This is a genomic window from Candidatus Eisenbacteria bacterium, assembly GCA_020847735.1.
Taxonomy (GTDB): Bacteria; Eisenbacteria; RBG-16-71-46; order RBG-16-71-46; family RBG-16-71-46; genus CAIXRL01.
Map to the genome: position 1 here is coordinate 103,914 of JADLBL010000001.1, position 26,081 is coordinate 129,994.

The 26,081-nt window shown below is 71.5% G+C and carries 19 protein-coding genes and 1 pseudogene; all 20 read left to right on the forward strand.

What is annotated here, in order from left to right; translation table 11 throughout:
• Positions 1-50: 50 nt before the first annotated feature.
• Entirely contained in the window at positions 51-1,373 is a 1,323-nt protein-coding gene (locus tag IT347_00525; GenBank protein ID MCC6348062.1) for an HD-GYP domain-containing protein, read from the forward strand.
• Complete coding sequence (locus IT347_00530; GenBank protein ID MCC6348063.1) at positions 1,373-2,392, forward strand: phosphoribosylformylglycinamidine cyclo-ligase; 1,020 nt, start codon at positions 1,373-1,375, stop codon at positions 2,390-2,392. Before IT347_00525 ends, IT347_00530 begins: the two co-directional genes overlap by 1 nt.
• A 45-nt stretch (positions 2,393-2,437) precedes the next feature.
• A complete protein-coding gene (locus IT347_00535; GenBank protein MCC6348064.1) occupies positions 2,438-3,442 on the forward strand; it encodes a sigma-54-dependent Fis family transcriptional regulator in 1,005 nt (334 codons plus the stop codon).
• Positions 3,443-3,514: 72 nt separating this feature from the next.
• Positions 3,515-4,534: a Gfo/Idh/MocA family oxidoreductase gene (locus IT347_00540; GenBank protein MCC6348065.1), complete on the forward strand. Its 1,020-nt coding sequence runs from the start codon at positions 3,515-3,517 to the stop codon at positions 4,532-4,534.
• Positions 4,531-6,078: an apolipoprotein N-acyltransferase gene (lnt, locus tag IT347_00545; GenBank protein MCC6348066.1), complete on the forward strand. Its 1,548-nt coding sequence runs from the start codon at positions 4,531-4,533 to the stop codon at positions 6,076-6,078. Before IT347_00540 ends, lnt begins: the two co-directional genes overlap by 4 nt.
• A 192-nt stretch (positions 6,079-6,270) precedes the next feature.
• Positions 6,271-7,239 (forward strand): aspartate-semialdehyde dehydrogenase, encoded by a 969-nt coding sequence (locus IT347_00550; GenBank protein ID MCC6348067.1) that lies wholly within the window; start codon positions 6,271-6,273, stop codon positions 7,237-7,239.
• Between the two features lie 20 nt (positions 7,240-7,259).
• Entirely contained in the window at positions 7,260-8,000 is a 741-nt protein-coding gene (truA, locus tag IT347_00555; protein MCC6348068.1) for a tRNA pseudouridine(38-40) synthase TruA, read from the forward strand.
• Positions 7,997-9,142 carry a trypsin-like peptidase domain-containing protein gene (locus tag IT347_00560; GenBank protein MCC6348069.1) on the forward strand — a complete coding sequence of 382 codons (1,146 nt, stop codon included), beginning with the start codon at positions 7,997-7,999 and terminating at the stop codon, positions 9,140-9,142. Before truA ends, IT347_00560 begins: the two co-directional genes overlap by 4 nt.
• A gap of 1 nt (position 9,143) precedes the next feature.
• Positions 9,144-10,445, forward strand: a complete 1,302-nt coding sequence (locus tag IT347_00565) for an adenylosuccinate lyase (protein MCC6348070.1) — start codon at positions 9,144-9,146, stop codon at positions 10,443-10,445.
• Entirely contained in the window at positions 10,442-12,796 is a 2,355-nt protein-coding gene (gene purL / locus IT347_00570) for a phosphoribosylformylglycinamidine synthase subunit PurL (protein ID MCC6348071.1), read from the forward strand. The genes IT347_00565 and purL overlap by 4 nt, the downstream gene beginning before the upstream one ends.
• The gene (gene purQ / locus IT347_00575) at positions 12,793-13,611 is read left to right on the forward strand and encodes a phosphoribosylformylglycinamidine synthase I (protein MCC6348072.1); all 819 of its coding nucleotides are present in this window, start codon (positions 12,793-12,795) and stop codon (positions 13,609-13,611) included. Before purL ends, purQ begins: the two co-directional genes overlap by 4 nt.
• Entirely contained in the window at positions 13,608-14,198 is a 591-nt protein-coding gene (locus IT347_00580) for a hypothetical protein (protein MCC6348073.1), read from the forward strand. Before purQ ends, IT347_00580 begins: the two co-directional genes overlap by 4 nt.
• On the forward strand, positions 14,195-15,634 hold the full coding sequence (locus IT347_00585) for an amidophosphoribosyltransferase (protein ID MCC6348074.1): 1,440 nt from the start codon (positions 14,195-14,197) through the stop codon (positions 15,632-15,634). The genes IT347_00580 and IT347_00585 overlap by 4 nt, the downstream gene beginning before the upstream one ends.
• Before the next feature lie 149 nt (positions 15,635-15,783).
• A complete protein-coding gene (gene lysS, locus IT347_00590; protein ID MCC6348075.1) occupies positions 15,784-17,316 on the forward strand; it encodes a lysine--tRNA ligase in 1,533 nt (510 codons plus the stop codon).
• Positions 17,313-18,551 (forward strand): ABC transporter permease, encoded by a 1,239-nt coding sequence (locus tag IT347_00595; protein MCC6348076.1) that lies wholly within the window; start codon positions 17,313-17,315, stop codon positions 18,549-18,551. The genes lysS and IT347_00595 overlap by 4 nt, the downstream gene beginning before the upstream one ends.
• On the forward strand, positions 18,473-19,285 hold the full coding sequence (locus tag IT347_00600) for an ABC transporter ATP-binding protein (GenBank protein ID MCC6348077.1): 813 nt from the start codon (positions 18,473-18,475) through the stop codon (positions 19,283-19,285). The genes IT347_00595 and IT347_00600 overlap by 79 nt, the downstream gene beginning before the upstream one ends.
• Positions 19,286-19,296: 11 nt before the next feature.
• Positions 19,297-19,827, forward strand: a complete 531-nt coding sequence (locus IT347_00605; GenBank protein ID MCC6348078.1) for a UvrB/UvrC motif-containing protein — start codon at positions 19,297-19,299, stop codon at positions 19,825-19,827.
• Positions 19,824-20,918, forward strand: a complete 1,095-nt coding sequence (locus IT347_00610; GenBank protein ID MCC6348079.1) for a protein arginine kinase — start codon at positions 19,824-19,826, stop codon at positions 20,916-20,918. Before IT347_00605 ends, IT347_00610 begins: the two co-directional genes overlap by 4 nt.
• Positions 20,919-20,963: 45 nt before the next feature.
• Positions 20,964-23,524 (forward strand): annotated as a pseudogene (locus tag IT347_00615) (ATP-dependent Clp protease ATP-binding subunit).
• A 166-nt stretch (positions 23,525-23,690) separates the two neighbouring features.
• Positions 23,691-26,075 carry an outer membrane protein assembly factor BamA gene (gene bamA, locus IT347_00620; protein ID MCC6348080.1) on the forward strand — a complete coding sequence of 795 codons (2,385 nt, stop codon included), beginning with the start codon at positions 23,691-23,693 and terminating at the stop codon, positions 26,073-26,075.
• The last annotated feature ends 6 nt before the right edge of the window (positions 26,076-26,081 follow it).

Below are 26,081 nucleotides of genomic sequence, written 5' to 3' on the forward strand. Positions count from 1 at the left end.
TTCCACCTTGCGAGCAGGCGTCCCCGGAGCCTCCGGCGATTGATTCCAAAGTGAGCGAAACGCCGATCCACCGGCATCCGGTTCTCTTCCGCTTCTACTACGCAGCCGTCCTCGCGGGCGCGGTGGCGCTGTTCACATTCGCGCCGCGCGGCGCGCTGGCGCCCTCGCCCTACCTCCTGGCCGGCGGTTTCGCGCTCCTGCTCCTGAGCGAACTGGCGCCGGTGCCGATGCCGGGAGGCGGCTACGTCACCGCCAGCACCGTCTTCAGCCTGCCGCTGCTGCTGATCGCGGGCCCGTTCTGGACGTCGCTGCTGGACGCGGCGGCCACCGTGGTCTCGCACGGGATCGTGCACCGGAAGTCGCCGGTGCGGATCGCGCACAACATCGCGATCTTCACGCTCGGCTACTGGGCGACCGCCTGGACCTTCATCTCGCTCGGCGGGCGGCTGGGCGAGTTGCGAATCCCCGGAGACGGCCTCGCGCTGCTCGCCGCCGGGAGCGTCTACTTCCTGGTCAACTCGGGCTGCGTCTCGCTCGTGCTGGGGCTGACCACCGGGCCGAGCCCGTGGCGCATCTGGCAGCGGAACTTCCAGCAGGGACTGCTCCACCATCTGTCGTTCCTCGCCCTGGGCGCGCTCGTGCTGGTGGCCTGGAAGACCGCGGGCCCATGGGGAATCGTCCTCTTCGCCCTGCCGTTCCTGGTCGCGCGCTATTCGTTCCAGGCGCACCTCGAGCTGCGCAGCGACCTCAAGGATTTCGTGCGGGCGCTGACCGAGGTGCTCGAGGAGGTGGATCCCTACACGCGGCATCACAGCGTCCGCGTCTCCGAGTACGCGGTGAGGCTGTCGCGCGGCCTGGGCCGCGCCGAACGCGAGGTGGACGAGATCGAGTACGCGGCGCTGGTTCACGACCTGGGCAAGATCGGTCCGCAGCACCAGCACATCCTGCAGAAGCCGGGCTCGCTCTCGCACGAGGAACAGCGCACGCTGCGCGCGCATCCCGCCGCGGGCGCCGAGATCGTCGCCAAGGTGCGCGCGTTGAAGCGCGCCTCCGAAATCGTTCGCTCGCACCACGAGCGGCCGGATGGCCAGGGCTATCCGTTCGGCCTGCGTTCGCAGGACGTGCCCGTCGGAGCGCGCATCCTGAACGTGGCCGACGCGTTCGACGCGATGACTTCCGACCGGCCCTACCGGCGGGCGCTGCCGCTGGAGGCGGCCCTGGGCGAGCTCGAGCGCGGGGCGGGCACGCAGTTCGACGCCGAGGTCGTCGGCTGCCTGCTTCGCCTGCACCGCGCGGGACAGTTCCCGCTCGTGCCCAGCCCGAGCAGCGAGGACCTGCAGCTGTTGCGGCTCAGGACCCGGGCGGGGGGCTGATGCGCTACCGCGACGCGGGCGTGGACCTGTCGCGCTCGGACGCGATCAAGGACGAGGTGGTCCGCGAGATCCGCTCGACCTGGCACCCGGGCGTCGCGCCGCTGGTCGGCGGCTTCGCCGGCGTGATGGCGTGGGAGAGCGGAGCGCCGCTGGTCGCCGCGACCATGGACGGGGTCGGCACCAAGCTGCACCTCGCGCTCGCGGCCGGGCGCGTGGAGGACGCGGCCGCCGACCTCGTTTTCCACGGCGCCAACGACCTGCTGGTGCACGGCGCGAGGCCGGTCGCGTTTCTCGACTACATCGCGCAGGCGCGTCTCGACCCCGCCGTCGTCCTGGCGGCGGTGCGCGGCCTCGCGCGCGCGTGCCGCGAAGTCGGCGCGGTGCTGCTGGGCGGAGAGACGGCCGAGATGCCCGACACGTACCTGCCGGGCGTCGTGGACGTCGCCGGCTGCATGATCGGCGCGGTCGCGCCGGGTGCGCTGCTCGACGGCTCGCGCGTGCGCCCCGGCGACCGGCTGTTCGGCATCGCCGGCAACGGGCTGCACACCAACGGTTATTCGCTCGCCCGCCGGGTGCTCGCCGGCTCGGGGCTGGGGCTGGACTCGCGCCTGCCCGGGGGCGCGGGCGAGAGCGTCGGCGACGCGCTGCTCGCGCCGCATCGCTGGTATGGACGCGCGCTGTCGCCGTTGCTGGCGGAGAGCCGCGTGCGCGCGCTGGCGCACGTGACCGGCGGCGGTATCTCGGGCAACCTCGTCCGCGTGCTTCCGGAGGGTTGCCGTGCGGTCGTGCGCGCGGGCGCGTGGCCGCGGCCGGCGCTGTTCGAGTGGCTGGTGCGCACCGGCGGCGTGCCCGAGGACGACGCGCGCGCGTCGCTCAACCTCGGCATCGGCATGCTCGCCGTGTCGGCGCCGGGCGATGCCGACGCGCTGGGAGCGGCGCTGGGCGCCGCCGGCGAATCCGCGTGGGAGATCGGCCGGATCGAGGCCGGCCCGCGCGGCGTGGAGTGGCAGGCCCCCTGATCGATCGCATCGCCCCCGCGGGACGTGGTGAGGAGGAGGTGGCGGATGGAGAGGGGACGGGAGCGGGTGGCGTCGGGACGCGAGGCGGCGGCCCCCGAGCTGATCGGCGATTCGCCGGCCTGGCGCGAGCTGGTCGGGCGCCTGCCGGCGGTGGCGGGCAGCGGACTGCCGGTGCTGCTGATCGGCGAAACGGGATCGGGCAAGGAACTGGTCGCGCGCGCGCTGCACGCGTTCAGCCCGCGTGCCGGGCACGGGTTCGTCGCTCACAACTGCGGGGCGACGCCCGACAGCCTGATCGAGAGCGAGCTCTTCGGGCACGCGCGCGGGGCGTTCACCGGCGCGGTGGCCGACCGCGAGGGACTGTTCGACGCGGCCGAGCGCGGCACGCTGTTTCTCGACGAGATCGGGGACGCGAGCCCGTTGCTGCAGACGAAGCTGTTGCGGGTGCTGCAGGAAGGAGAGGCACGGCGCGTCGGCGACACGCGCCTGAGACGCGTGGACGTGCGCGTGGTCTCGGCGACGCACCGCTCGCTGGAGACCTGCGTGCGCACAGGCACGTTCCGGGCCGACCTGCTCTTTCGCCTCAACGCCGTGCGGCTGCGGCTGCCGCCGCTTCGCGAGCGCGGCCGCGACGTGCTGCTGCTCGCGCGGCATTTCCTGCACGCCGCGGCCGCGCTCGAGGGGCGCGAGGCCCCGGCCATGGACCCGGCGCTGGCCGAATGGATGCAGCGTTACGCGTGGCCCGGCAACGTGCGCGAGCTGGCCAACGCCTGCCAGTTCGCGGTGCGTGTCGCCGGCGCGCGCGGGATGGTGACCTCCGCGCACTGGCCCGAGCTGACGCTCGCCGACGCCGTCGCCGAGGGCGCCGGGCTGCACGCCGAGACCCGTGCACTCGAGGAGCGCCGACTGCGCGAGATGCTCCGTCGCACGCACGGCAACAAGACGCAGGCCGCTCGCGCGCTCGGGCTTTCGCGCCAGGGCCTGCTCAAGAAGCTGCGACGCTTCGGCCTGTCGGTCGCGGTGCTTGACGCTGGCACGGGTGCTGACTAGGTTCCGCGCCGGTCCTGCGCGGGCCCGCGCGAGCCGCGGCAGGCACCCTCGCCCACGGAATCGGGAGGTCGCGTGGCCAGGAAGAACCTGAAGATCGGGCTGGTGGGCGTCGGCGGAACCGCGCAGGTCAACCACATCCCGGCCCTCATGAAGGTCGGGGGCCTCGAACTGGTCGGGCTCGTGGATCGCGACGCCGAAAAGGCCCACCGGGTCGCGCAGAAGTTCGGCATCCCGGTGAGCGGCGACCGCATCGAGCTCCTGCTCGATCGCGACGACCTCGACGCGGTGGACGTCTGCACGCCGAACTACCTGCACGCGCCGATGGCGATCGCCGCGCTCGAGGCGGGAAAGCATGTCCTGTGCGAGCGACCGCTGGCTCGCAACGGCTCCGAAGCCGCGAGCATGGTGAAGGCGGCGAAGAAGGCCGACCGGCTCCTGATGTGCGCCGTGCAGCACCGCTTCCGGCCGGACGCCCAGTTGCTGCGCCGGTTCGTGGACAAGGGCGATCTCGGCAGGGTGTTCCTCGCCAAGGCGGGCTGGCTGCGGCAGAAGACGGAGTGGGACTCGGACGAGTGGCGCAGCACGAAGCGCGAGTCGGGAGGCGGCGTGGTGCTCGACCTGGGCTTCCACATGCTCGATCTCGCGCTCTGGGTTCTGGGCCAGCCGGAGGTGGAGTCGGTCACCGCCAGCGTGCACCGCAGCCGCAAGGACGAGGTCGAGGACAGCGCGACCGCGTTCTTCCGTCTCTCGAACGGCGCGACCCTGACGCTCGAGCTGACGTGGGGCCTGCTCATGGAGAAGGACTTCGCCTACCTCAACCTGTTCGGGGCGGGCGGCGCGGCGCTGCTCAACCCGTTCCGCGTGCACAAGGGCATGCACGGCTCGCTCGTCAACGTCACGCCGGAGCTCGAGACCTCGAGGAACCAGTATCGGCAGTCCATGGAGGCGCAGGTCGCGCACTTCGCCGAAGCGCTGCGCGGCTCGAGCCGGGTGATGGGTGGGGCGGAAGAGATCCTCACCGTGATGGAGCTGATGGACGCGGTCTATCGCAGCGCCGAGCTCGGCAGGGAAGTGAAGGTCGGCGGCGGGTGACCCCGGCGCGCACCGACCTCGCGCTCGCCGCCGCGTCGGGCCTCGTGCTCGGCGCGGCGTTCCTGCCCCTGCCGCTCGGCGGACTGGCCTGGGTGGCGTTCGTGCCGCTGATCGCGGCCCTCGAGAGGCGCGTCGCCGCGGGCGCCTCGCCGCGCTCGCTCTACGCGCTCGGCTGGCTCGGCGGGTTCGCCTTCTTCCTGACCGGAACGCACTGGATCGCGCTGCTCGCCGACGTCGCGCTGACGGTGCCGTGGCTCAAGTACCTCGGCTGGCTGCTGGCCGGCGCCTACCTCGCGAACTTCTGGGCGCTGGCGATCCTGCTGGCGGGCGTGCTCGCGCGGCGCTCCGGTGTCGCGGCGCGCTGGACGTTCGTGCCGGTGATGCTGCTCGTCGAGGAACTTCGCGGCTCGGGCGAACTCGGCTTTCCCTGGTTCCAGCCCGGCTACACGCAGCACGCGCTGCCGTCGCTGGGGCTCGCCGCGGCGGGGAGCGTGACGCTCGTCACGCTCTGGGTTCTGGCGCTCAACGCCGTCGCCGCCGAAGCCCGGGCGCGCCGGAGCCGGCGGGCTCTGCTGGCGTTCGTGGCGCTGCTCGCGGGCGGGCTGCTCGCCGGAGGCGCGCTGCAGGGAGCGTCGCCCCGCACGGGCCCGGGCTCGCCGAGGGTCGCGCTCGTGCAGGGAAACATCCCGGGGGCGATCAAGTGGGCGGGCACCCACCAGGAGCAGATCCTGAGAACCTTCCTGGCGCTGTCCGATTCGGCGTTCGCGCCTCCAGGCAGCGAAGCTCCGCAGCTCGTCGTCTGGCCGGAGACGGCGACCGGCAGTTACCTGCGGCTGCAGGTGGACCAATCCCTCGAGGTGGCGGACTGGGCGTCGAGCCGCGGGGTGCCGGTGTTCACGGGTTTCGCGGACGCGAGCCGCGGTCCGGACGGGCGGACGCTGGCGTGGAACGCCGCGGGCCTGTGGCGGCCCGACGGCTCGCTCTCGGCGCGCTACGCGAAACGGCACCTCGTGCCGTTCGGCGAACGCATGCCCTTCCAGTGGCTGGTGCCCGCGCTCGGAAAGCTCGACCTCGGGCAGGCCGAATGGGAGCCCGGGCGCGGCACGGTGCTGTTCGAGGGTCCGGGCGGGAAGTTCTCGTGCCTGATCTGCTTCGAGTCCATCTTTCCGGACCTCGCGCGCGAGGACGTCCGTGCCGGCTCGCGCATGCTCGTCAACATCACCAACGACGAATGGTTCGGCAACAGCGCCGCGCTCTACCAGCATGCGGCGATGGCGCCGTTCCGCGCGGTCGAGAACGGCGTGCCGCTGCTGCGCTGCGCGAACACCGGACTCACCGAGGTGATCGGTCCCGACGGTCGCGTGCGCGCGCGACTGCCGGTGTTCGAGCCGGGCGTGCTGCGCGCCTCCGTTCCCGGGGCGCGGGCCGGCCGGACGCCGTGGACGCGCTTCGGGGACTGGCCGGGAGCGCTCGCGCTGCTCGCGACGCTGCTGCTCGTGTTCGTTCGCCGCCGGCGCGCGGCCGGCGCCGGCGCCGGGCGTTGACACCCCGAAAGGCGGCCTCTAGATTGCCGCCATCGACTTTCACCCGCCGGGGCCTGACGCGAACCGGTCCGGTCCCGCCGCAGGTTCCGTGAAGGCTCCTGGACCCGTCCGCGCAGAGACGCGGAGCACCCGGAGGAACGCTTGAGTCGCACCGTCGCCATTCTCGGCGCCTCCGGCCTCGTCGGCCGGACCATGCTCGCCGTCCTCGAGGAGCGGAACTTTCCGCTCGAGCGCGTGCGATTGCTCGCGAGCCCCCGCCACGCCGGACGCACGGTGGAATTCCGCGGCCGGCCCGTGCCCGTCGAACCCGTGTCCGAGTCGGCGTTCGTTCGCGTCGAGATCGCGCTGTTCGCGGTCAAGAACGCGATCGCCCGGCAGTGGGCGCCGATCGCGCGCGCCGCGGGAGCGTGCGTCATCGACAACAGCAGCGCGTACCGTTACGACGACGCGGTCCCGCTGGTCGTGCCCGAGGTGAACGGCTCGCTGCTCGATTCGCGGCCGACGCTGGTCGCGAACCCGAACTGTTCGGCGGCGCCGATCGTCGTCGCCCTCAAGCCGCTCGAAGCGCTCGGGGAACTGCGCCGGCTGGTGGTCGCGACCTACCAGTCGGTGTCCGGGGCCGGCAGCGCCGCGCTCGAGGATCTCGAGGCGGGCATGCGCGCGGCCGCGGGCGGAGGCGCGCCGCCGCGCCTTGCCGACGGGCGTCCGCCCTTCGCGCTCAACTGTGTTCCGCACATCGATGCGTTCGAGGACAACGGCTACACGCGCGAGGAGATGAAAGTCGTCTGGGAGACGCGCAAGATTCTCGCGCATCGCGACCTGCCGGTCAGCGTCACGGCGGTGCGCGTGCCGGTGCGGATCGGGCACAGCGCGGCGGTGCACGCGACGTTCGACCGGCCGGTGGATCCGGTCGCGGCGCGCGCGGCGTGGAAGGCCTTTCCCGGAATCGAGGTCGCCGACGATCCGGCCGCCGCGCGCTACCCGATGCCGATCGACGTTGCGGGACGCGACCCGGTGGTGGTGGGGCGCGCGCGCACCGATCTCGCGGAGCCGAACACGCTCGCCTTCTTCGTCGTCTCGGACAACCTGCGCAAGGGAGCGGCGCTCAACGCGGTGCAGATCGCCGAGCGCTGGCTGGGCCTTTCGGCGGTCGCGCGGTGATCGGGACGCGGACGTTCCGCATGACGGTGGCGTACGACGGAACGGATTTCCACGGCTGGCAGCGCCAGGTCGGATTGCGCACCGTCCAGGGCGAACTCGAGCAGGCGCTGACGAAGGTTCTCGGGGGCGAACCGGTGACCGTGAACGGCGCGGGCCGCACCGATGCGGGCGTGCACGCGCGCGGGCAGGTGGCCTCGTTCCGCGCCGGGACGAACCTCCCGGCGCGGGCGGTGGCGGCGCTCGCGGGCCGCGAGCTGCCCGGCGACGTGCGACTCGTCGAGGCGCGCGAGGCGGACGAGACCTTTCATGCCCGCCACTCCGCGCGAGCGCGCCGCTACGCGTACCGCCTGCTGGAGTCCGACGACCTGCTGCTCGGGCGCTTCGCCTGGTGGCCGATGAAGCCGCTCGACGGCGAGGCGCTGAACCGCGCGGTCGCGCCGCTGATCGGTCGGCACGACTGCCGGGCCTTCGAGGCGGCCGGAAGTTCCCCGGTCCGCCCGGAGTGCGACGTCCGGCTCGCGCGCTGGGAGCGTTGCGAGGGCGGCTGGCGTTTCGAGGTGAAGGCCGACCACTTCCTGTACCACATGGTCCGCAACGTCGTGGCGACCGCGCTGCGCGCCGCCTCGCTCGCGGACCCGGCCGCGCACATGGCCGAGGTGCTCGCCTCGCACGACCGTGCGCGCGGCGCGGGCACCGCGCCCGCGCGCGGCCTGTGCCTCGAGGAGGTGGAGTACGGGAACGAGGGAGGGCTCGCGGCATGACCCCGCCGCCGCGCACTCCGCGCGTTCCGGGCCGGCTCGCGGCGCTGCCGATCGCGGCCGCGATCCTGTTCGCCGCGGCGCTCGCGGGGGCGAAGCCGGGCGATCCCGGGGATTCGCGCCGCTCGGCGATCGTCGTCGCCGCGCAGCGCGTCAGCCCGGCGGTGGTCACGGTCGGCGTCGTGCAGACGCGCGTGGTGCGCACCGATCCGTTCGGCGGCATGATGCACGACGAGTTCTTCGACCGCTTCTTCCCGCGCAGCGAATACCGCCAGAAGGTGCCGAGCATGGGCTCGGGCGTGATCGTGGATCCGTCGGGGATCGTGCTGACGAACTCGCACGTCATCCGCCAGGCCGACGAGATCAAGGTCACCCTGCCCGACGGCCGGAGCTTCGGCGCGAAGGTGCTCGGCGATTCGCCCGTCTACGACCTCGCCGTGCTCAAGATCGACGGGACGAAGTTGCCGAGCGCGGTGCTCGGGAACAGCGACTCGCTGGTGGTGGGCGAGTGGGCGATCGCCATCGGGAACCCGTTCGGGATGCTGCTCGAAGACACGCAACCGACGGTCACCGCCGGCGTCATCAGCGCCACCCGTCGCGACATCAAGAGCGAGGCGACCGACGCGAGCGGGGGCGGGACCGGCATCTACAAGAACATGATCCAGACCGACGCCGCCATCAATCCCGGCAACAGCGGCGGTGCGCTGGTCAACGGCGACGGCGAGGTGATCGGCATCAACACCTTCATCTTCACCTCGGGAGGCGGTTCGATCGGACTCGGGTTCGCGATCCCGATCAACATGGCGAAGTCGCTGCTCGCGGAAATTCGCCGCTACGGGCGCGTGCGACAGGCGTGGCCCGGCATGCAGGTCCAGCCGGTCACCGAGTTGCTCGCCCGCCGGCTCGGCTGGAGCGACGTGGCCGGCCTGGTGGTGACGCGCGTGGACCCGGCGGGACCCGCGGCGCGCACGGGCGTGCGGCCCGGGGACCGCATCCGGCGCGTCAACGGGCGGATCACGAACACGGTGGACGACGTGCAGGCCAGCATCTACGGCGCGCGGGTGGGCGACGACCTGGTGCTCGAGATCGAGCGGGACGGCCGGCCGATGACCCTGCGCGTGCCGCTCGAGGAGGCCCCGCGCTGAGATGATCGAACGCTATTCGCTGCCCGAGATGGCCGCGGTCTGGAGCGACGCGCACCGGCTGGACCTCTGGCTGCGGGTCGAGCTGGCCGCGACCGAGGCTCGCGAAGCCGCCGGCGCGGTGCCGGCCGGCGTGGCGTCGCGCGTGCGCGCGAAGGCGAGGCTCGACCAGGCACGCATGAACCGGATCGAGGCGGAGGTCCAGCACGACGTCATCGCCTTCCTGTCCATGGTGGCCGAGACCGTCGGGGACGACGCCCGTCATCTGCACGCGGGCATGACCTCGTCGGATCTGGTGGACACGGCGCTGGCGCTGCAGATCCAGGAGGCGGGCCGCGTGCTGGTGCCGGCGCTCGCGCGGCTGCGGCGCGCGGCCTGGACGCTGGCGCAGACGCACCGGCGCACCGCGATGGTCGGCCGCAGCCACGGCGTGCACGCCGAGCCCATCACCTTCGGCCTCAAGGCCCTGCTGTGGTGCGAGGAGCTGGGCCGGGACCTGGACCGCGTGCAGACGGGGCTCGAGGAGTGCTCGGCGGGCAAGTTCAGCGGCGCGGTGGGCACGCTCGTCCACCTCGACGCCGCGATCGAGAAGCGGGCGCTCGAGTCCCTGGGCCTGGTCCCCGAACCGGTCGCGAACCAGGTCGTGCAGCGCGATCGTCACGCGGCGCTGCTCGCGGCCCTGGCGGTGACCGGCGGAACGCTCGACAAGGTGGGGCTCGAGATCCGGCACCTGATGCGCACCGAGGTCCGCGAGGCCGAGGAGCCCTTCGGCGAGAAGCAGAAGGGCTCCTCGGCGATGCCGCACAAGCGCAACCCGGTGCGCTGCGAGCGCGTGTGCGGCCTGGCGCGCCTGCTGCGCGGCTATGCGCTGGCGGCCTTCGAGAACCAGGCGCTGTGGCACGAGCGGGACATCAGTCACTCCTCCGTCGAGCGCGTGATCCTGCCCGATGCCTTCCTCGTCCTGCACTTCATGGCCAGCGATCTGGCCGGCGTTCTGGAAGGCCTGCGGGTGCACCCGGAGCGGATGCGGGCGAACCTCGAAGCGGGGGGCGGGCTGGTGTTTTCGCAGCGCGTGCTGCTCGCGCTGACCGAGGCGGGCCTGCCGCGGGACGACGCCTACCGGATCGTCCAGCAGCACGCGCTGGCGGCGGCCGACGGCGGGACGCCGTTCCGCGAAGGGCTCGAGCACGACCCGCGGGTGACCGCGAAGCTCGACGCGCGAAAGCTGGCGGCGTGCTTCGACCTCGATCATTTCCTGCGCAGCGTCGAGACGATCTTCGCGCGCGCCGAGGAGCCGCTCGCGTGACGGTGGTGACCGCTGCGGGCACGGCGGCATGGACGCTCGAGGAAGCGGCCGAGCCGGCGTCGGTCTCGGCCCGGCTGCGCGCACGCGGGGTCGTGCTCGATCCCGAGGAGGTGACACTGCTCGGGCAATTGCTCGGTCGTGCGCCGAGCTGGGCCGAAGCGGTGCTGTTCGGCATCCTGTGGAGCGAGCACTGTTCGTACAAGTCCACGCGCCACCTGCTCAAGCGACTGCCGACGCAGGCCCCGCAGGTCGTGATCGGCCCGGGCGAGGACGCCGGCGTGGTGTCTCTGCCCGAGCCCTGCGCGGACACCGTGCTCGTGCTCGGACACGAGAGCCACAACCATCCGAGCCAGTTGCTCCCGGTCGAGGGCGCGGCGACCGGCATCGGCGGGATCGTGCGCGACATCGTCTGCATGGGCGCCGAGGTGGTCGGGGTGCTCGACGCGCTGCGCTTCGGCGATCCGCGCGGCGACGTGCACGTGCGCGACGTGATGCGCGGCGCCGTGCGGGGCATCGCCGAGTACGGCAACGCGCTCGGGGTTCCGAACCTGGGCGGCGACACGGTCTTCGACGGCGGCTTCGACACGAACTGTCTCGTCAACGCCATGGCGATCGGACTCGCCCCGGCCGGCGGCGTGCTTCGCTCGCGGGTGCCCGAAGGGCCCGGGCCGTGGGCGTTCGTGCTGGTCGGCAAGCCGACCGACGAGAGCGGCTTCGGCGGGGCGGCGTTCGCGTCCGGCGAGCTGGACGAGCGCGACCAGCGCGGCGCGGTGCAGCTGCCCGACCCGTTCCTCAAGCGCGTGCTCAACGTCGCGACGTACGAGGCGTTCCGGCGGATCCGCGAGGCGGACGTCCCCTGCGGCTTCAAGGACCTCGGGGCCGGCGGGATCGCCTGCGCGACCAGCGAGCTGGCGGCGGCCGGCGGGTGCGGGGCCGAGATCGCGCTCGATCTGGCGCACCGCGTCGAGCGCGCGCTGCCGCCGGAAGTGCTGCTGTGCGCCGAGACGCAGGAGCGCTACTGCTGGGTGGTGCCGGAAGCGTTCGCGCCGCAGCTGCTCGCGATCTACAACGACGATTTCGCGCTCGCCCGGGTGCATCCTGGAGCCGGGGCGCGGGTCATCGGCAGGGCGACGCCGGGCTCGCGCTACCACGTGACCTGGCAGGGCGCGACGCTCGTGGACTGCGACGCCGGGGCGATCACGACGGGACGGCGCATCGAGCGGCCGGCGCGGCGGCGCCCGCGGCGCCCGACGACGAGATCCCGCCGCCGCGCCACCGACGTGCGCGCGGCGCTGCTCGCGATGCTCAAGGGCGACCACGTCGGCTCGCGAGCGCACCTGTTCCGTCACTACGACTCCGAGGTGCAGGGCCGCACCTGGCTGCGCCCGGGCGAGGGCGACGCGGTGGTGCTTCGCTGTCACCCGGACCGCCCGCTCGGACTGGCGTTCGCGGTCGCGGGCAACCCGTTCTGGTGCGCCGGCGACCCCGCGCTGGGCGCGCGCCACGCCGTCGCCGAAGCCGCGCGCAACTGCGCGGTCGTCGGCGCGCGTCCCTGGGCGCTCACCGACTGCCTGAACTTCGGGCACCCCGAGGACCCGGAGGTCATGGGCGACCTCGAGGAGGCGATCGACGGCCTCGCCGAGGCCGCGCGCGCACTCGGTTCGCTGGCCTCCGCCGGCGCGGCGCTGCCGTTCGTGAGCGGAAACGTGAGCCTCTACAACCAGGTCGGGGCACGGGCCATTCCACCTTCGCCGATCGTGATGTGCGCGGGCGTGCTCGGCGACGTCAGCGGCGCGCTCGGGCTCGGGCTGCAGCAGTCCGGCGATGTGCTGGTGCTGGTGGGCGAACCGCGCGACGGCCTGGAGGGCTCGACGTACCGGCGGGAGGTGCTTCGCGAGCGCGAGGGCCCACCGCCGGCGCTGAGCCTCGAGCACGAAGCGCGCCTGCAGGCGTTCGCGGTGGCCGTCGCCGAAGGGCGGTGGGCCTCGGCGGCGCACGACGTCTCCGACGGGGGCCTCGCGGTGGCGCTCGTCGAGATGGCGCTCGGCGCCCGCGAAGGCGCAGCGCTCGGAGTGGAGGTGAACCTCGACCCGCTCGAAGTCGAACCGGCGGTCGCGCTCTTCTCGGAGCGCCCGGCGATCCTCTACGAGGTGGGCTTCGACCGTCTGCCGCGGCTCTCGCAGGCGTCGCGCGAGCACGGGCTGGTGGCCTGGCCGGTCGGGACGGTGACGGCGCAGCCGCTCGCGCGCGTCCTGCTGCCGGGCGGCGAGCAGGTGCGCTGGACCGTGCAGGAGCTGGCGGAAGCCTCTGCGTCGGGCCTGCGCCGGCGCTGGAACGAGGAGGGCGTGTGAGCGGCGCGCGCGTCGCCGTGATCCAGTTCCCCGGCGTCAACTGCGAGGCCGAAACGGTTCGCGCGCTCGAACGCGCCGGGCTGGGAGCCAGCGTCTTCCGCTGGACGCGCCCCGCCGGGGAACTGCGGTCGTTCGAGGCCTACGTGCTGCCGGGCGGCTTCTCGTACCAGGACCGCGTGCGCGCCGGCGTGCTCGCGGCCAAGGATCCGCTGGTCGGCGTGCTGGCCGAACGCGCCGAAGCCGGCCGTCCGGTGCTCGGGATCTGCAACGGCGCGCAGGTGCTGGTGGAAGCGGGGCTGGTGCCGGGAGGGGGCGCGGTCGAGGTGGCGCTGGCCGCCAACCGCATGCCCGCACGCTCGGGCTACTACACCCGCTGGGTGACCTGCAGGGTCGAGGCGTCGCCGTGCCTGTTCCTCCGACACCTCGAACCGGGAACCCTGTTGCCGCTCCCGGTCGCGCACGGCGAGGGCCGGTTCGTCTCCCGGCGGCGGGGCGCGGTCGCGGCGCTGCTGTCCGCGGGCCAGGTGCCGCTGCGCTACGCGTCCGCCGCCGGGGTGCCTGCGGAAGCGTTTCCCGACAACCCGAACGGCGCCGAGCAGGCGGCGGCCGCGATCTGCAACCCGGCCGGCAACGTGCTGGCGATGATGCCGCATCCCGAGCGCACGCTCGACCTGGGTGCGATCGCGCGCACCACCGGTGGCGAGTGGGGCCGCCGCCAGCGCGAGGCGCTCTCGCGAGGCGGCGCGCTCGCGTTCGCGGACGCGCCCGGAACCGGGCCGTTCCTTGGACTGCGCGCCTTCCTGGAGCAGGCATGAGCACGACCCCGGGGCGGCGGATCGCGCAGGCCTGGATCGCGCTCCGGGCCGACGACCCCGAGGCCGCGAGCGCGTTCACCGTCGCCTGCGAACGGCTGGAGGCCGCGAAATCCCTGCGCGGCCTGCGGCGCTTCCGGGTCTTCGAACTGCGCGGCGCCCTGCCGGCGCCGGAGGTGATGGCGGACCTTCTGCACCGCTCGACGCAGTTCTACAATCCAAGCAAGGAACGGTGCGTGGTGCGCTGCTCTTCCGCGGAGCCTTCGCCGGTCCAGGCCGGCGAAGCCGTCGCGGTGGTCGTCGAGCGCGGCGGGGACCGGCGGGCGGCCGCCGAACGCTGGTGGCGCCACGAAACCGGCACGCGCGTCGAGGTGCGTGAGGGCGTGGCGTGGGTGATGCGCTTCGATCCGGGGGCGGACGCTGCCGCGCTCGGCGGCGCGCTGGCGGTGACGCGCGGACGGCTCTCGGGTCTGTTCGCGAATCCGCATTCGCAGGACGTGGACGTGGTCACGGGTCCGCCCTCGCTCGAGCACTGGCCCGGCGCCCGCCGGGGCCCTGCCGGGCGCGGCGGGAGAAAGGGGAGGCCATGAGCGATCTGCCGGCGGCGAAGTCGTGGAGGGAGGAGTGCGGCGTGTTCGGCGCGGTGGGTGTGCCGCGGGCCGCGGAGCTCACGGCACTCGGCCTGCACGCGCTTCAGCATCGCGGTCAGGAGGCGACGGGCGTCGTCGCCTGCGGCGACGACGGAGCGTTCCAGGTGCGCAAGGGCATCGGGCTCGTCGCCGACGTGTACCGCCACGCGGGCCTCGCGCAGCTGACGGGCCAGATGGCGATCGGTCACAACCGCTACTCGACCTCGGGCGGGCTGACGCTCGAGAACACGCAGCCGCTGCGGGTCGTTTATCGCGGCGGCGAGCTGGCGCTGGGCCACAACGGCAACCTCACCAACGCCCGCGAACTGCGTCAGGGGCTCGAGGAGTCGGGCTCGATCTTCCAGACGACGCTGGACTCCGAGGTCTTCCTGCACCTGGTGGCGCTCTCGCAGCTCGACTCGGTCGAGGACGCCCTCGCCGAGGCGGCCCGGCAGGTGCGGGGAGCCTACTCGCTGGTCGTGCTGACCCGCGAGTCGGTGATCGCCCTGCGCGACCCGCACGGCTTCCGGCCGCTGTGCCTCGGGCGGCTGGGCGACGGTTACGTCGTGGCCAGCGAGACCTGCGCGCTCGACCTGGTCGGCGCCGACTTCCTGCGCGAGATCCAGCCCGGGGAGATGGTGACGATCGACCCGCAGGGGGTGCGCAGCCGCCAGGTCCTGCCGTCCGCGCAGCCGCTCCAGCACTGCGTCTTCGAGCACATCTACTTCTCGCGGCCCGACAGCCGGGTGTTCGGCTCGGGGGTGGACCGCGTCCGGCGCCGGCTCGGTCACCAGCTGGCGCGCGAGCACCCGGCCGACGCCGACCTCGTCCTCTCGGTGCCGGACTCGAGCAACTCGATCGCGCTCGGATACAGCGAGGAGTCGGGCCTTCGTTACGAGCTCGGCCTGATCCGCAACCACTACGTCGGACGAACGTTCATCCAGCCGTTGCAGGCGGGGCGCGACTTCGGCGTCCGGGTCAAGTTCAACCCGGTGCGGGAAGTGCTCGAGGGTCGGCGCGTGGTCGTGGTGGACGATTCGATCGTGCGGGGCACCACCAGCCGCAAGCTGGTCCGGCTTCTCAAGCGCGCCGGCGCGCGCGAGGTGCATTTCCGCGTCGGCTCGCCGCCGGTCACCCACCCGTGCTTCTACGGCATCGACACCCCGAGCCGGCGCGAGCTGATCGGCGCGCTCAAGAGCGTCGAGGAGATCCGCGACTACCTCGGAGTCGAGTCGCTGGGCTACCTGTCGCTCGAGGGCATGCTGTCGTGCGAGGCCGAGCCGCGCAACTTCTGCCGGGCCTGCTTCACGGGCCAGTACCCGGTGCCCGTGGATCCGACCACGACCAAGCTGTCGCTCGAGAACCTGCGGCGCAGCCCGAGCGGCGCGACCGGGTAGTCTCCCGCGCCGGATCGGCGGGCCGCGCCCCGCACCGGCGGACGCACGTCCGGCCCGCGCGGTGGTCGCGCGGTTGACACCCGCGCGCGCGCCTTCCTAGAGTCGCCGATTCACGCGCGCCCGGCGCGCCGGTTTCGACCCCGCGAAGGATGCCCCGCATGTCGCTCGCGATGCTGATGGAGCAGCGCCGCGCCAAGATCGCCGCCTGGAAGGCGATCGGCTGCGAGCCCTACGCCTACCGCTTCGACGTCACGCACCACGCCGCGCAGCTGCAGGCGCGCGGCGACGCCGTGACCGCCGAGTACGGCGAGCGGGTGCGGGTGGCGGGGCGCATCATGACGATGCGCGGCCACGGCAAGGCCGGATTCGCCCACCTGCTGGACCACACCGGTCGCGTGCAGGCCTACTTCAAGAGTGACGTGCTGGGCGAGCAGTACCGGCGCTTCGAGCTGCTCGACGTAGGCGACTGGGTGGGAATCGAAGGTCCGCTCTTCCGCACGCGCACGGGCGAGATCACGGTGCGCGCCGACGCGATCGAACTGCTCGCCAAGTCCATCCGGCCGCTGCCCGAGAAGTGGCATGGACTGACCGACCCCGAGACGCGCTACCGCCAGCGCTACGCCGACCTGTTCGTCAACCTCGAGGTGCGGGAGGTGTTCCGCCGGCGCGCGGCGCTCACCTCGCGGATCCGCGCGTTCCTCGACTCGCGTGCCTACCTCGAGGTCGAGACGCCCGTGCTTCAGCCGCTCTACGGCGGGGCGTTCGCGCGGCCGTTCGTGACGCACCACAACGCCCTCGACGTGGACCTCTACCTGCGGATCTCCAACGAGCTCTACCTGAAGCGCCTGATCGTCGGCGGGCTCGACCGTGTCTACGAGTTCTCCCGGAACTTCCGCAACGAAGGCATGGACCGGTCGCACAATCCCGAGTTCACGCTGCTCGAGTACTACCAGGCCTTCGCCGACGTGCACGAGATGATGGACCTGACCGAGGCCCTGGTCTGCGACGCGCTGCAGGCGGCGTGCGGGACGCTCAAGGTCGCCCACCAGGGTCGGATCCTCGACTTCACGCCCCCGTGGCCGCGCGTCTCGATGCTCGACGCGGTCAGCGAGAAGGTCGGCGAGAGCGTTCATTCGCTCGACGAGCGGACGCTGGCCCGGCACGTCGAGCGGCACAGCCTGCATCCCCGGGCGGGCACGGGCGCGGGCGGCATGCTCGACGAGCTGTTCTCGGCCCTCGTCCAGCCCGGGCTTCAGGACGCCGCGTTCGTCGTGGACTTTCCGCTCGAGACCTCCCCGCTCGCGCGCGTGAGCCGCGCGAACCCGGCGGTCGTCGAGCGCTTCGAGCTGTTCGCGGCCGGGATGGAACTGGCCAACGCGTTCAGCGAGCAGAACGATCCGGACGCCCAGCGCCGAGCGTTCGAGGCGCAGGTGCGGGCCCGCGAGCGCGGGGACGAGGAGGCGCAGGCGCTCGACGAGGACTACCTGCGGGCGCTCGAGTACGGCATGCCTCCGACCGGCGGCGTCGGCATCGGCATCGACCGGCTGGTGATGCTGGCGACCGACTCGCGCTCGATCCGCGACGTCGTGCTGTTCCCGCAGCTGCGTCCCGAAGAGGGCCGGCCGGTCGCCGACTCGGACGAGGAGCCCGCGGAGGACGGGGAGGGAGCCGTCTCCGGGTGAACCTGCCGCTGTGGATCGCGGCGCGCTACCTGCGCAGCCGGCCGCGGAGCGGGTTCGTCACGCTCCTGACCGGCATCTCGATCGCCGGCGTCGCGCTGGGGGTGACGGCGCTGCTCACGGTCCTGGCGGTGATGAACGGCTTCGAGAACGAGATCCAGACGCGCATCGCCGGCACCGACGCGCATGTCGTGCTGCTCGGCGCGAACACCGCGGGGGTCGGCGATGCCGACAGCCTCGCGGCCCGCATGCGGCGGGTGCCCGGCGTCACCGGCGTGGCGCCGTTCACGTACGCCAAGGCGATGCTGTTCCGCGACGGCGTCACGGAGGGGCTGGTCGTCAAAGGCGTGGACCTGGCGGCCGAGCGCGCGGTGACGACGATCGATTCGCACATCCGCCCGGCGCTCGACTCGATTCCCGCTCGAACGCCGCAGGGCGAACCGGGGATTGTCCTGGGCTCGGAGCTGGCCGCCCGGCTCGGGGTGAGCCTCGGAGACGTGGTGCTGCTCGGAACGCTGCGCGCGGACGCCGGATCGGCGTTCGGCTGGGCGCCGAGGTTGCGGCCATTCCGCCTCGTCGGCGTCTTCACCTCGGGCTTGTACACCTACGATTCGAGTTTCGGCTTCGTGAGCCTCGGGGCCGCGCGCGACTTCTTCGAACTCGGGGATCGCGTGACCGGCGTCGAGGTCCGCCTCGCCGACATGTTCGAGGCGCCGCGGATGGCGAAGCGCCTGCTCGCGGCCGCGGGGCGCGACGACCTGCGCGCCAACAACTGGATCGAACTCAATCGCAACCTGTTCACCTGGATGAAGCTCGAGAAGGCGGTGATGTTCCTGATCCTCGCGCTCATCGTGCTGGTCGCGGCCTTCAACATCGTGAGCACGTTGTTCATGGTGGTGATGGAGAAGCGGATCGAGATCGGGGTGCTCAAGACCATGGGGGCGGCGCCCGCGCTCGTGCTGCGCGTCTTCCTGCTGGAAGGGCTGCTGATCGGCGGACTGGGAACGGCGCTCGGCACGGCGCTCGGTGGAGCGCTGATCGCGGTGCTCGCCCGCTACCCGATCGTCCGCCTGCCGGGAGACGTCTACTTCATCGAGAAGCTGCCGGTGCGGGCCGAGGCTGGCGATTTTGCCGCCGTGATTCTGGCCGCCCTTGCCCTATGTATGGCCGCGGCCTGGTACCCGGCCTGGCAGGCCTCACGGATCGACCCGATCCAGGCGATCCGGAAGACGACCTGAAGTCCAGCCTGAGGGGAGCCCCGCAAGTGTCGGCAACTACGGCAAATCAATCCAGTGGTCCTGTCCTGGTAGCACGCGGATTGCGAAAGAGCTACGAATCGCCGACCGGTCCGCTCGAGGTCCTCAAGGGGGTGGACCTGGAGCTGACCCGTGGCATGCTTCTGGCTGTCACGGGGGCGTCCGGCTCCGGCAAGACCACGCTGCTGAACATCCTCGGGGCGCTCGATCGGGCCAGCGGCGGTTCCTTGCGGCTCGGAGGGACGGAGGTGACGTCGCTCGGCGAGAGCGCGCGCTGCCGCCTGCGGGCCGAGCGGATCGGCTTCGTGTTCCAGTTCCACCACCTGCTTCCCGAGTTCACCGTCGAGGAGAACGTCATGATGCCGCTGCTGCTCGCGGGTACGCCGGTCGAGGACGCGCGGACGCGCGCGCGCGCGATGCTCGGCGCGGCCGGTTTGCGCGAGCGCTGGTTGCACCGGCCGGCGGAGATCTCGGGCGGGGAAGCGCAGAGGGTCGCGGTGGCGCGCGCGCTCGCGACCGGGCCCGAGCTCGTGCTCGCGGACGAGCCGACCGGAAATCTCGACGCGGACACCGCCGCCGAACTTCACCAACTCCTGTCGTCGCTCGCGCGCGAGCATCATCGAACGCTTGTCGTCGTGACGCACAATGATAGGCTCGCGGCGACTGCGGACCAGGTGCTGAGGCTCGAGGCGGGCCGGCTCGTCCCGGCCGCGTGACGGGGGTGCGAATGCTCTGCCAGATCTGCGGCAAGAACCCGGCGACCGTGCACTTCACGGAGATCCACGACAACAAGATGTCGGAGATCCACGTGTGTGAGCGTTGCGCCGAGGAAAAGGGCATGCAGGCGGCGGCGACCCAGCACAAGTTCGAGATCGCCGACCTGCTGGCCGGCATGGTGGACGCCATGACCCAGACCGACGAGGAAAGGGTCGGTCACGTCCAGTGCCCGCGCTGCGGCATGCTCTATTCGAGCTTCAAGGAGACGGGCCGGCTGGGTTGCGCGGAGTGCTACACGGCCTTCCAGTTCCAGCTTCGGCCGCTGTTGCGCCGCATCCACGGCGACACCCGGCATCGCGGCAAGCACCCCAGCCGCGGCGGCGAGGGTGCGACCCGCACGAGGCAGATTCACCGCCTGCACGACGAACTGCAGCGGGCCGTCGAGCGCGAGGACTTCGAAAAGGCGGCGGCGATCCGCGACGAGATCCGGCGCCTCGAGGCCGAACAGGCCGCGCACGCGGCGCCCCCGGGGGCGGCATGAGCGCGCCGCGCGATTTCGAGGAGTTGTTCACGTCCACCAGCCCCTGGCTGCTGGGCGAGGGCCCGCATGCCGAGATGGTGCTGTCCACGCGCATCCGGCTGGCGCGCAACCTGCGCGAGGTGCCGTTCACGCACCGTGCCCGCGAGGAGCAGTTGCAGGGCGTGCTGGCGGGCGTGACCAGCGCCGCGCAGCAGTCGGCGTCTCTGCGGGACGGCCTGCTGCTGAAGATGAGCGAGTGCACCGCCATCGAGCGCCAGGTGCTGGTCGAGCGCCATCTCGTCAGTCACGAGCTCGGCGACGGCGCGCGGCCGCGCGGGATCCTCGTCGCGTCGGACCCGCGCCTGTCGCTGATGATCAACGAGGAGGACCACCTGAGGCTGCAGGCGCTCACGCCGGGCTTCCAGCTGGCGGAGGCGTGGTCGCTCGCGGATCGGGCCGACGACGAACTGGATCCGTCGCTCGAATTCGCGTTCTCGGAAGAAATCGGCTATCTCACCTCGTGCCCGACGAACGCGGGCACCGGCCTGCGCGCCTCGGTGCTCATCCACCTGCCGGCGCTGGTGCTGCTCGAGGAGATCCAGCAGGTCCTCAAGAGCGTGATGCAGGTGGGGCTCAACGTTCGCGGCCTGTACGGCGAGCACAGCGAAGTGATGGGCAACCTCTTCCAGATCTCGAACCAGACGACGCTCGGGCGCAGCGAGCGCGACTCGATCGAGAGCCTGGAACGCGTGACACGGCAGATCATCGAGACCGAGGAACGGGCCCGCGAACGGATGCTGCGCGACGCCCGGGTGCAGATCGAGGACAAGGTGTGGCGCGCGTACGGGACGCTCCGGTACTGCCGGTCCATCCATGCGCGCGAGGTGATCAACCTGTGCTCCGCGGTACGGCTCGGGGTGGCGATGAACCTGCCCGGCCTGTGCCCGCTGCGGACGCTGAACGAGCTGCTCGTGCTCACGCAGCCCGCGCACCTGCAGCGCGCCCACGGTGGGGAGCTGTCGCCCGCCGAACGGAACATCGTCCGTGCCCGTCTCGTGCGCGAACGGCTTGCCGCCGGCGACCACGAGTCGGGAGCGAATCCCCAGGGATAGCCAAGGAGGAGGCCGCGGCGCGGAGCGCCGGGAGCCGGAAACCCCATGCACGACAAATTCACCGAACGGGTTCGCAAGGTGATCTACCTCGCACGCGAGGAAGCCGCGCGGCTCCAGCACGACTACATCGGCACGGAGCACCTGCTCCTCGGCGTGATTCGCGAGGGCGAGGGCATCGCCGCCACCGTGCTCAACAACCTGGGACTCGACCTCGACCGGATCCGCCAGGAGGTCGAGAACATGGTCAGCGCCTCCGGGGGCACCATGACGATCGGCGAGATTCCGTTCACGCCGCGCGCCAAGCGCGTGCTCGAACTCGCGGTCGAGGAGGCCCGCTCGCTCGGCCACAACTACGTCGGCACCGAGCACCTGCTGCTCGGTCTGATCCGCGAGGGCGAGGGCGTCGCGGCGAAGGTCCTGCTCGAGCTGGGCGTGGACCGCAAGCGCGTCCGCGAGGAGACGCTCAAGCTGCTGGGCGGCACGCCTTCGTCCTCGGCCTCGGCCGAGCGCGGCGAGGAGCGCGCCGAGACGCCGGCCCTGAACCAGTTCGGCCGCGACCTGACGCAGCTCGCCCGCGAAGGCAAGCTCGATCCGGTGATCGGGCGCGAGAAGGAGATCGAGCGCGTCGTGCAGGTGCTGTCGAGGCGCAAGAAGAACAACCCCGTGCTGATCGGCGAGCCCGGCGTCGGCAAGACGGCCATCGCCGAGGGGCTGGCGCAGCGCATCGTGTCGGGCCAGGTGCCGGAGGGGCTCCGGAACAAGCGCATCGTCACCCTCGACCTGGCGGCGGTGGTCGCGGGCACCAAGTACCGGGGCCAGTTCGAGGAGCGGCTCAAGTCGGTCATGAATGAGATCCGCGAGTCCAAGGACACGGTCATCTTCATCGACGAGCTGCACACCATCGTCGGGGCGGGCGGCGCCGAGGGCGCCATCGACGCCTCGAACATGCTCAAGCCGGCGCTGGCGCGCGGAGAGCTGCAGTGCATCGGCGCCACCACGCTCGACGAATACCGCAAGTACATCGAGAAGGACGGCGCCCTCGAACGGCGCTTCCAGCCGGTCATGGTGGACCAGCCGAGCATCGACGACACGATCCAGATCCTCATGGGGCTGCGCGACAAGTACGAGGCGCACCACGGCGTGAAGATCACCGACGGCGCCATCGTGCAGGCGGTCCGGCTCGCGGACCGCTACATGAACGACCGCTATTTCCCGGACAAGGCGATCGACGTGATCGACGAGTCCTGCGCGCGCGCGCGGCTGTCGGTGAGCACGGTGCCCTCCGAGATCCACGACCTCGAGAAGAAGCTCGAGGAGGTGGTCAAGGAGAAGGAGGCGGCGATCCGCGGCCAGGAGTACGAGAAGGCCGCCCGGCTGCGGGACCGCGAAAAGGATCTGCGGGCCCGCCGGACCGAGCTGAAGAAGTCGTGGAGCGAATCCAAGCGCGACCAGTCCGTGCAGGTGGACGAGGACATGATCGCGTCGGTGCTGTCGATCATGACCGGCATCCCGGTCGTCAAGCTCGCCGAGGCGGAAAGCCAGAAGCTGCTTCGCATGGAGGAGGAGCTGCGCAAGCGCGTGGTGGGCCAGGACGAGGCGGTGAGCGCCGTCTCGCGGGCGGTCCGCCGCAATCGCGTGGGCCTGCGCGACCCGAAGCGCCCGATCGGCTCGTTCATCTTCCTCGGGCCGACCGGCGTGGGAAAGACGGAGCTCGCGCGCGCGCTGGCGGCGTACCTGTTCGACGATCAGGACGCGCTCATCCGCATCGACATGTCGGAGTACATGGAGAAGTTCTCGGTCTCGCGCCTCGTCGGCGCGCCCCCGGGCTACGTGGGATACGAGGAGGGCGGCCAGCTGACCGAGAAGGTGCGCCGCAAACCCTACTCGGTGGTGCTGCTCGACGAAGTCGAGAAGGCTCACCCGGACGTCTTCAACGTGCTGCTGCAGGTGCTGGACGACGGCGTGCTCACGGACAGCTCGCGGCGCAAGGTGGATTTCAAGCACACCGTCATCATCATGACCTCGAACCTGGGTGGCCGGCAGATCGTCAGCGGCGGAAAGGGCCTGGGCTTCAGGCAGCCGGAGGGCGCCCAGCAGTTCTCGGCCATCAAGAGCACCGTGCAGGACGAGCTCAAGCGGGCCTTCAACCCCGAGTTCCTCAACCGCATCGACGACGTGGTCGTCTTCCACTCGCTGACGCGAGAACACATGAAGCAGATCGTGGACATCCTGCTCGGGCAGTTCTCGGACCGGCTGAAGGCGCAGGAGATCGAGCTCGAGATCTCTCCCGAAGCGGGCGACCTGCTCATCGACAAGGGGTTCGATCCGGCCATGGGCGCTCGGCCGCTGAAGCGGGCGATCCAGCGGCTGCTCGAGGACCCGTTCGCCGAGTTCATCCTCCGCGGGCAGATTCCGGGAGGGTCGAAGGTGACGGTGACCCGCAAGGACGACGCGCTCGACTTCCAGACGTCGCCGGCGGTGAAGCCGGTGCCGCCGGCGGTGCCGACCGCCTAGTTAGGACGGACTCGTGTCGCCCGGCGCCGGCGGCCCCTGGGCCGCCGGCGCCGCCGCATTCACGGGGAACGTCGGCCCGGCGGACGGTGTAGGAAGGACGCCCCCGACCCCGGCGGCGCTGGACAAGCGCCCGGCGGTGGCTATCATCCGGGTGCGACTCCCCACAGGCATGGCCATACCCGTCCGACTCGCGCGTGCACGGACGCCCGCCGCGGGCCCGCGACGCGGACCTACCGGCCACGAGAGGAATCCATCCGAGTGCTTGGAAACACCCTTCGTTTCACCGGCAGGGCCCTGCTGACCGCGGCGGCCCTGCTGGTGTTGATGGTCGCGCGGCCCGGGAACGCGGTGGCGCAGGAGGAGGCCGGTGGCGGGCCGCTGATCGGCCGGGTCAGCGTCGAGGGAAACGCCCATACCGACAGCAGCCGCATCCTTCGGACCTTCGAGGTGCTGCCCGGGCAGCGATTCGCCCAGGACGCCATCCGGCGCGGAGTGCGGAAGCTGGTGGCGCTCGGACTGTTCAGCGACGTCAAGGTGCGCCAGCGCGACCACGACGGCGTGGTGGACCTGATCATTGAAGTGGTCGAACGGCCGCGCATCGGCTCGATCCGCTACGCGGGCAACAAGAAGCGCGAGGACGTGGATCTCGAGAAGAAGACGTTCCTCAAGGTCGGCGAGACGTATTCGCCCGTGCAGGCGAGCCTGCAGGTGGACTCGCTCGTCAAGTACTACAAGGACGAGGGCTTCGCCCGCGCCCGCGTGACCCCGAAGCTCGACACCCTGCAGGCGACGAACGAGGTGAACGTCACCTTCGAGGTGGACGAGGGCGTCAAGGTGCGCGTCCAGCGCATCACGTTCGTCGGCCGCAGCGCGTTTCCCGAGAAGCGCCTGCGCAAGGCGATGAAGACGAAGCAGCACTGGTTCCTGGGCGGCGGCGGCATCAAGGACGACACCTTTTCGGAGGACCGCGAGGCGCTCGAGCGCTTCTATCACGACCACGGCTACCGGGACATGAAGGCGGTCGCGTTCGATCTCGAGCCCGGCCCCGACGCGCGGGACTTCACGCTGCGCGTGACGGTGGACGAGGGGCGCCCGTACGTGTTCGGGAACGTGGAGTGGTCGGGCAACAAGGTGGTGCCGACGACGACGCTGGCGAAGCTGTGGACCGGCCGTTCCGGGTCGCCCTACGACCGCGGCCGCGTCGAGAAGACGACGGCCGCCGCCTACGGCGAGTACGCCGAGTACGGCTACCTCTACCTGAACGTGGACCCGCGCGAGACGGTTCGGGACTCGGTCGTGGACGTGGAGTTCGTCGTTTCGGAGGGCGCCCCCTCGCACATCCGCCTCATCAGCATCACCGGCAACAAGGCGACGCGCGAGCACGTCGTGCGGCGCGAGCTGTCCATTCACGAGGGCGACCTGTTCCGGCGCTCCGCGCTGGTGCGCAGCCAGGGCGACATCATGCGGCTCGGCCTGTTCGAGGAAGTGCTGCCCGACTTCACGCCCGCCGAGAGCACCGACGTGGACCTGGTCTTCAAGGTCAAGGAGAAGCAGGTCGGCACCGCCTCGGCCGGCGCCGGTTACACGAGCCAGACCGGGCTGACCGGATTCCTCGAGCTCGGCCACAACAACGTGCTGGGCAACGGGCAGCAGCTCGCCCTGCACGTCGAACGCGGCGGCAAGCGCGAGGACTACTCGCTGAGCTTCACGGAACCCTGGTTCCACGACGCTCCGACGCTGCTCGGCTTCTCGGCCTACAGCACGACCGCGCTGCTCGACGAGTACGACCTCCGCCGCCGCGGCGGTTCCGCGCGCATCGGCCGCCCGCTGCCGTGGCCCGACTACTCGCGCGGTTCGGTGAGCTACACGCTCGAGAACGTGCGCATCACCAACGTGCGCGATTCATTGCTGCTGACGGGCGTCAAGGTCGGCGTGGACCAGCTCACCAGTTCCCTGGAGCTCAACTTCCTGCGCAACAGCACGGACAACCCGTTCTACCCGACGCGCGGCACGCGCCTGACGGCGAACGAGGACTTCACCGGCGGTCCCCTGCTCGGCGACCTGCACTACCACAGCCACCGCTACGAGGGCCGCATCTACACGCGTTCGCTCGTCAGGGGCGTGACGACCATGGCGCGCGTGCGCATCGGCCTCATGGGCCAGTACCCGTGGAAGCACGAGGCGGTGCCCGACTACGCGCGCTTCCGCCTCGGCGGCGGAAACACGCTCGATCCGCTGCGCGGCTACCTCGATTATCAGGTCGTGCCCGAGGGCAACGTGACGAAGATCTGGAGCCGCTTCACGCGCGCCGGCAAGACGAGCGGCGGCGCCGACACCTCGTTCGCGGATTCCTCGCTGGTGACCCGGCGCTACCCGGGCGGCCTGTACATGGGCCTGGTCACGGTCGAACAGCAGTTCCCGATTGTGCATCCGTTGCACGGTGTGCTTTTCTTCGATGCCGGCAACGTCTGGAACCGGCCGCGCGACATTCGGCCGTTCGACCTCAAGGCCGGCGCCGGCATCGGCTTCCGCATGGAGATCCCGATCCTCGGCAACGTCGGCTTCGACTACGGCTACGGTTTCAACCGCGACGACGGGCCCCGTTGGCAGGGGCACTTCCTGATGGGCAACATGGGGTTCTGACGGAGA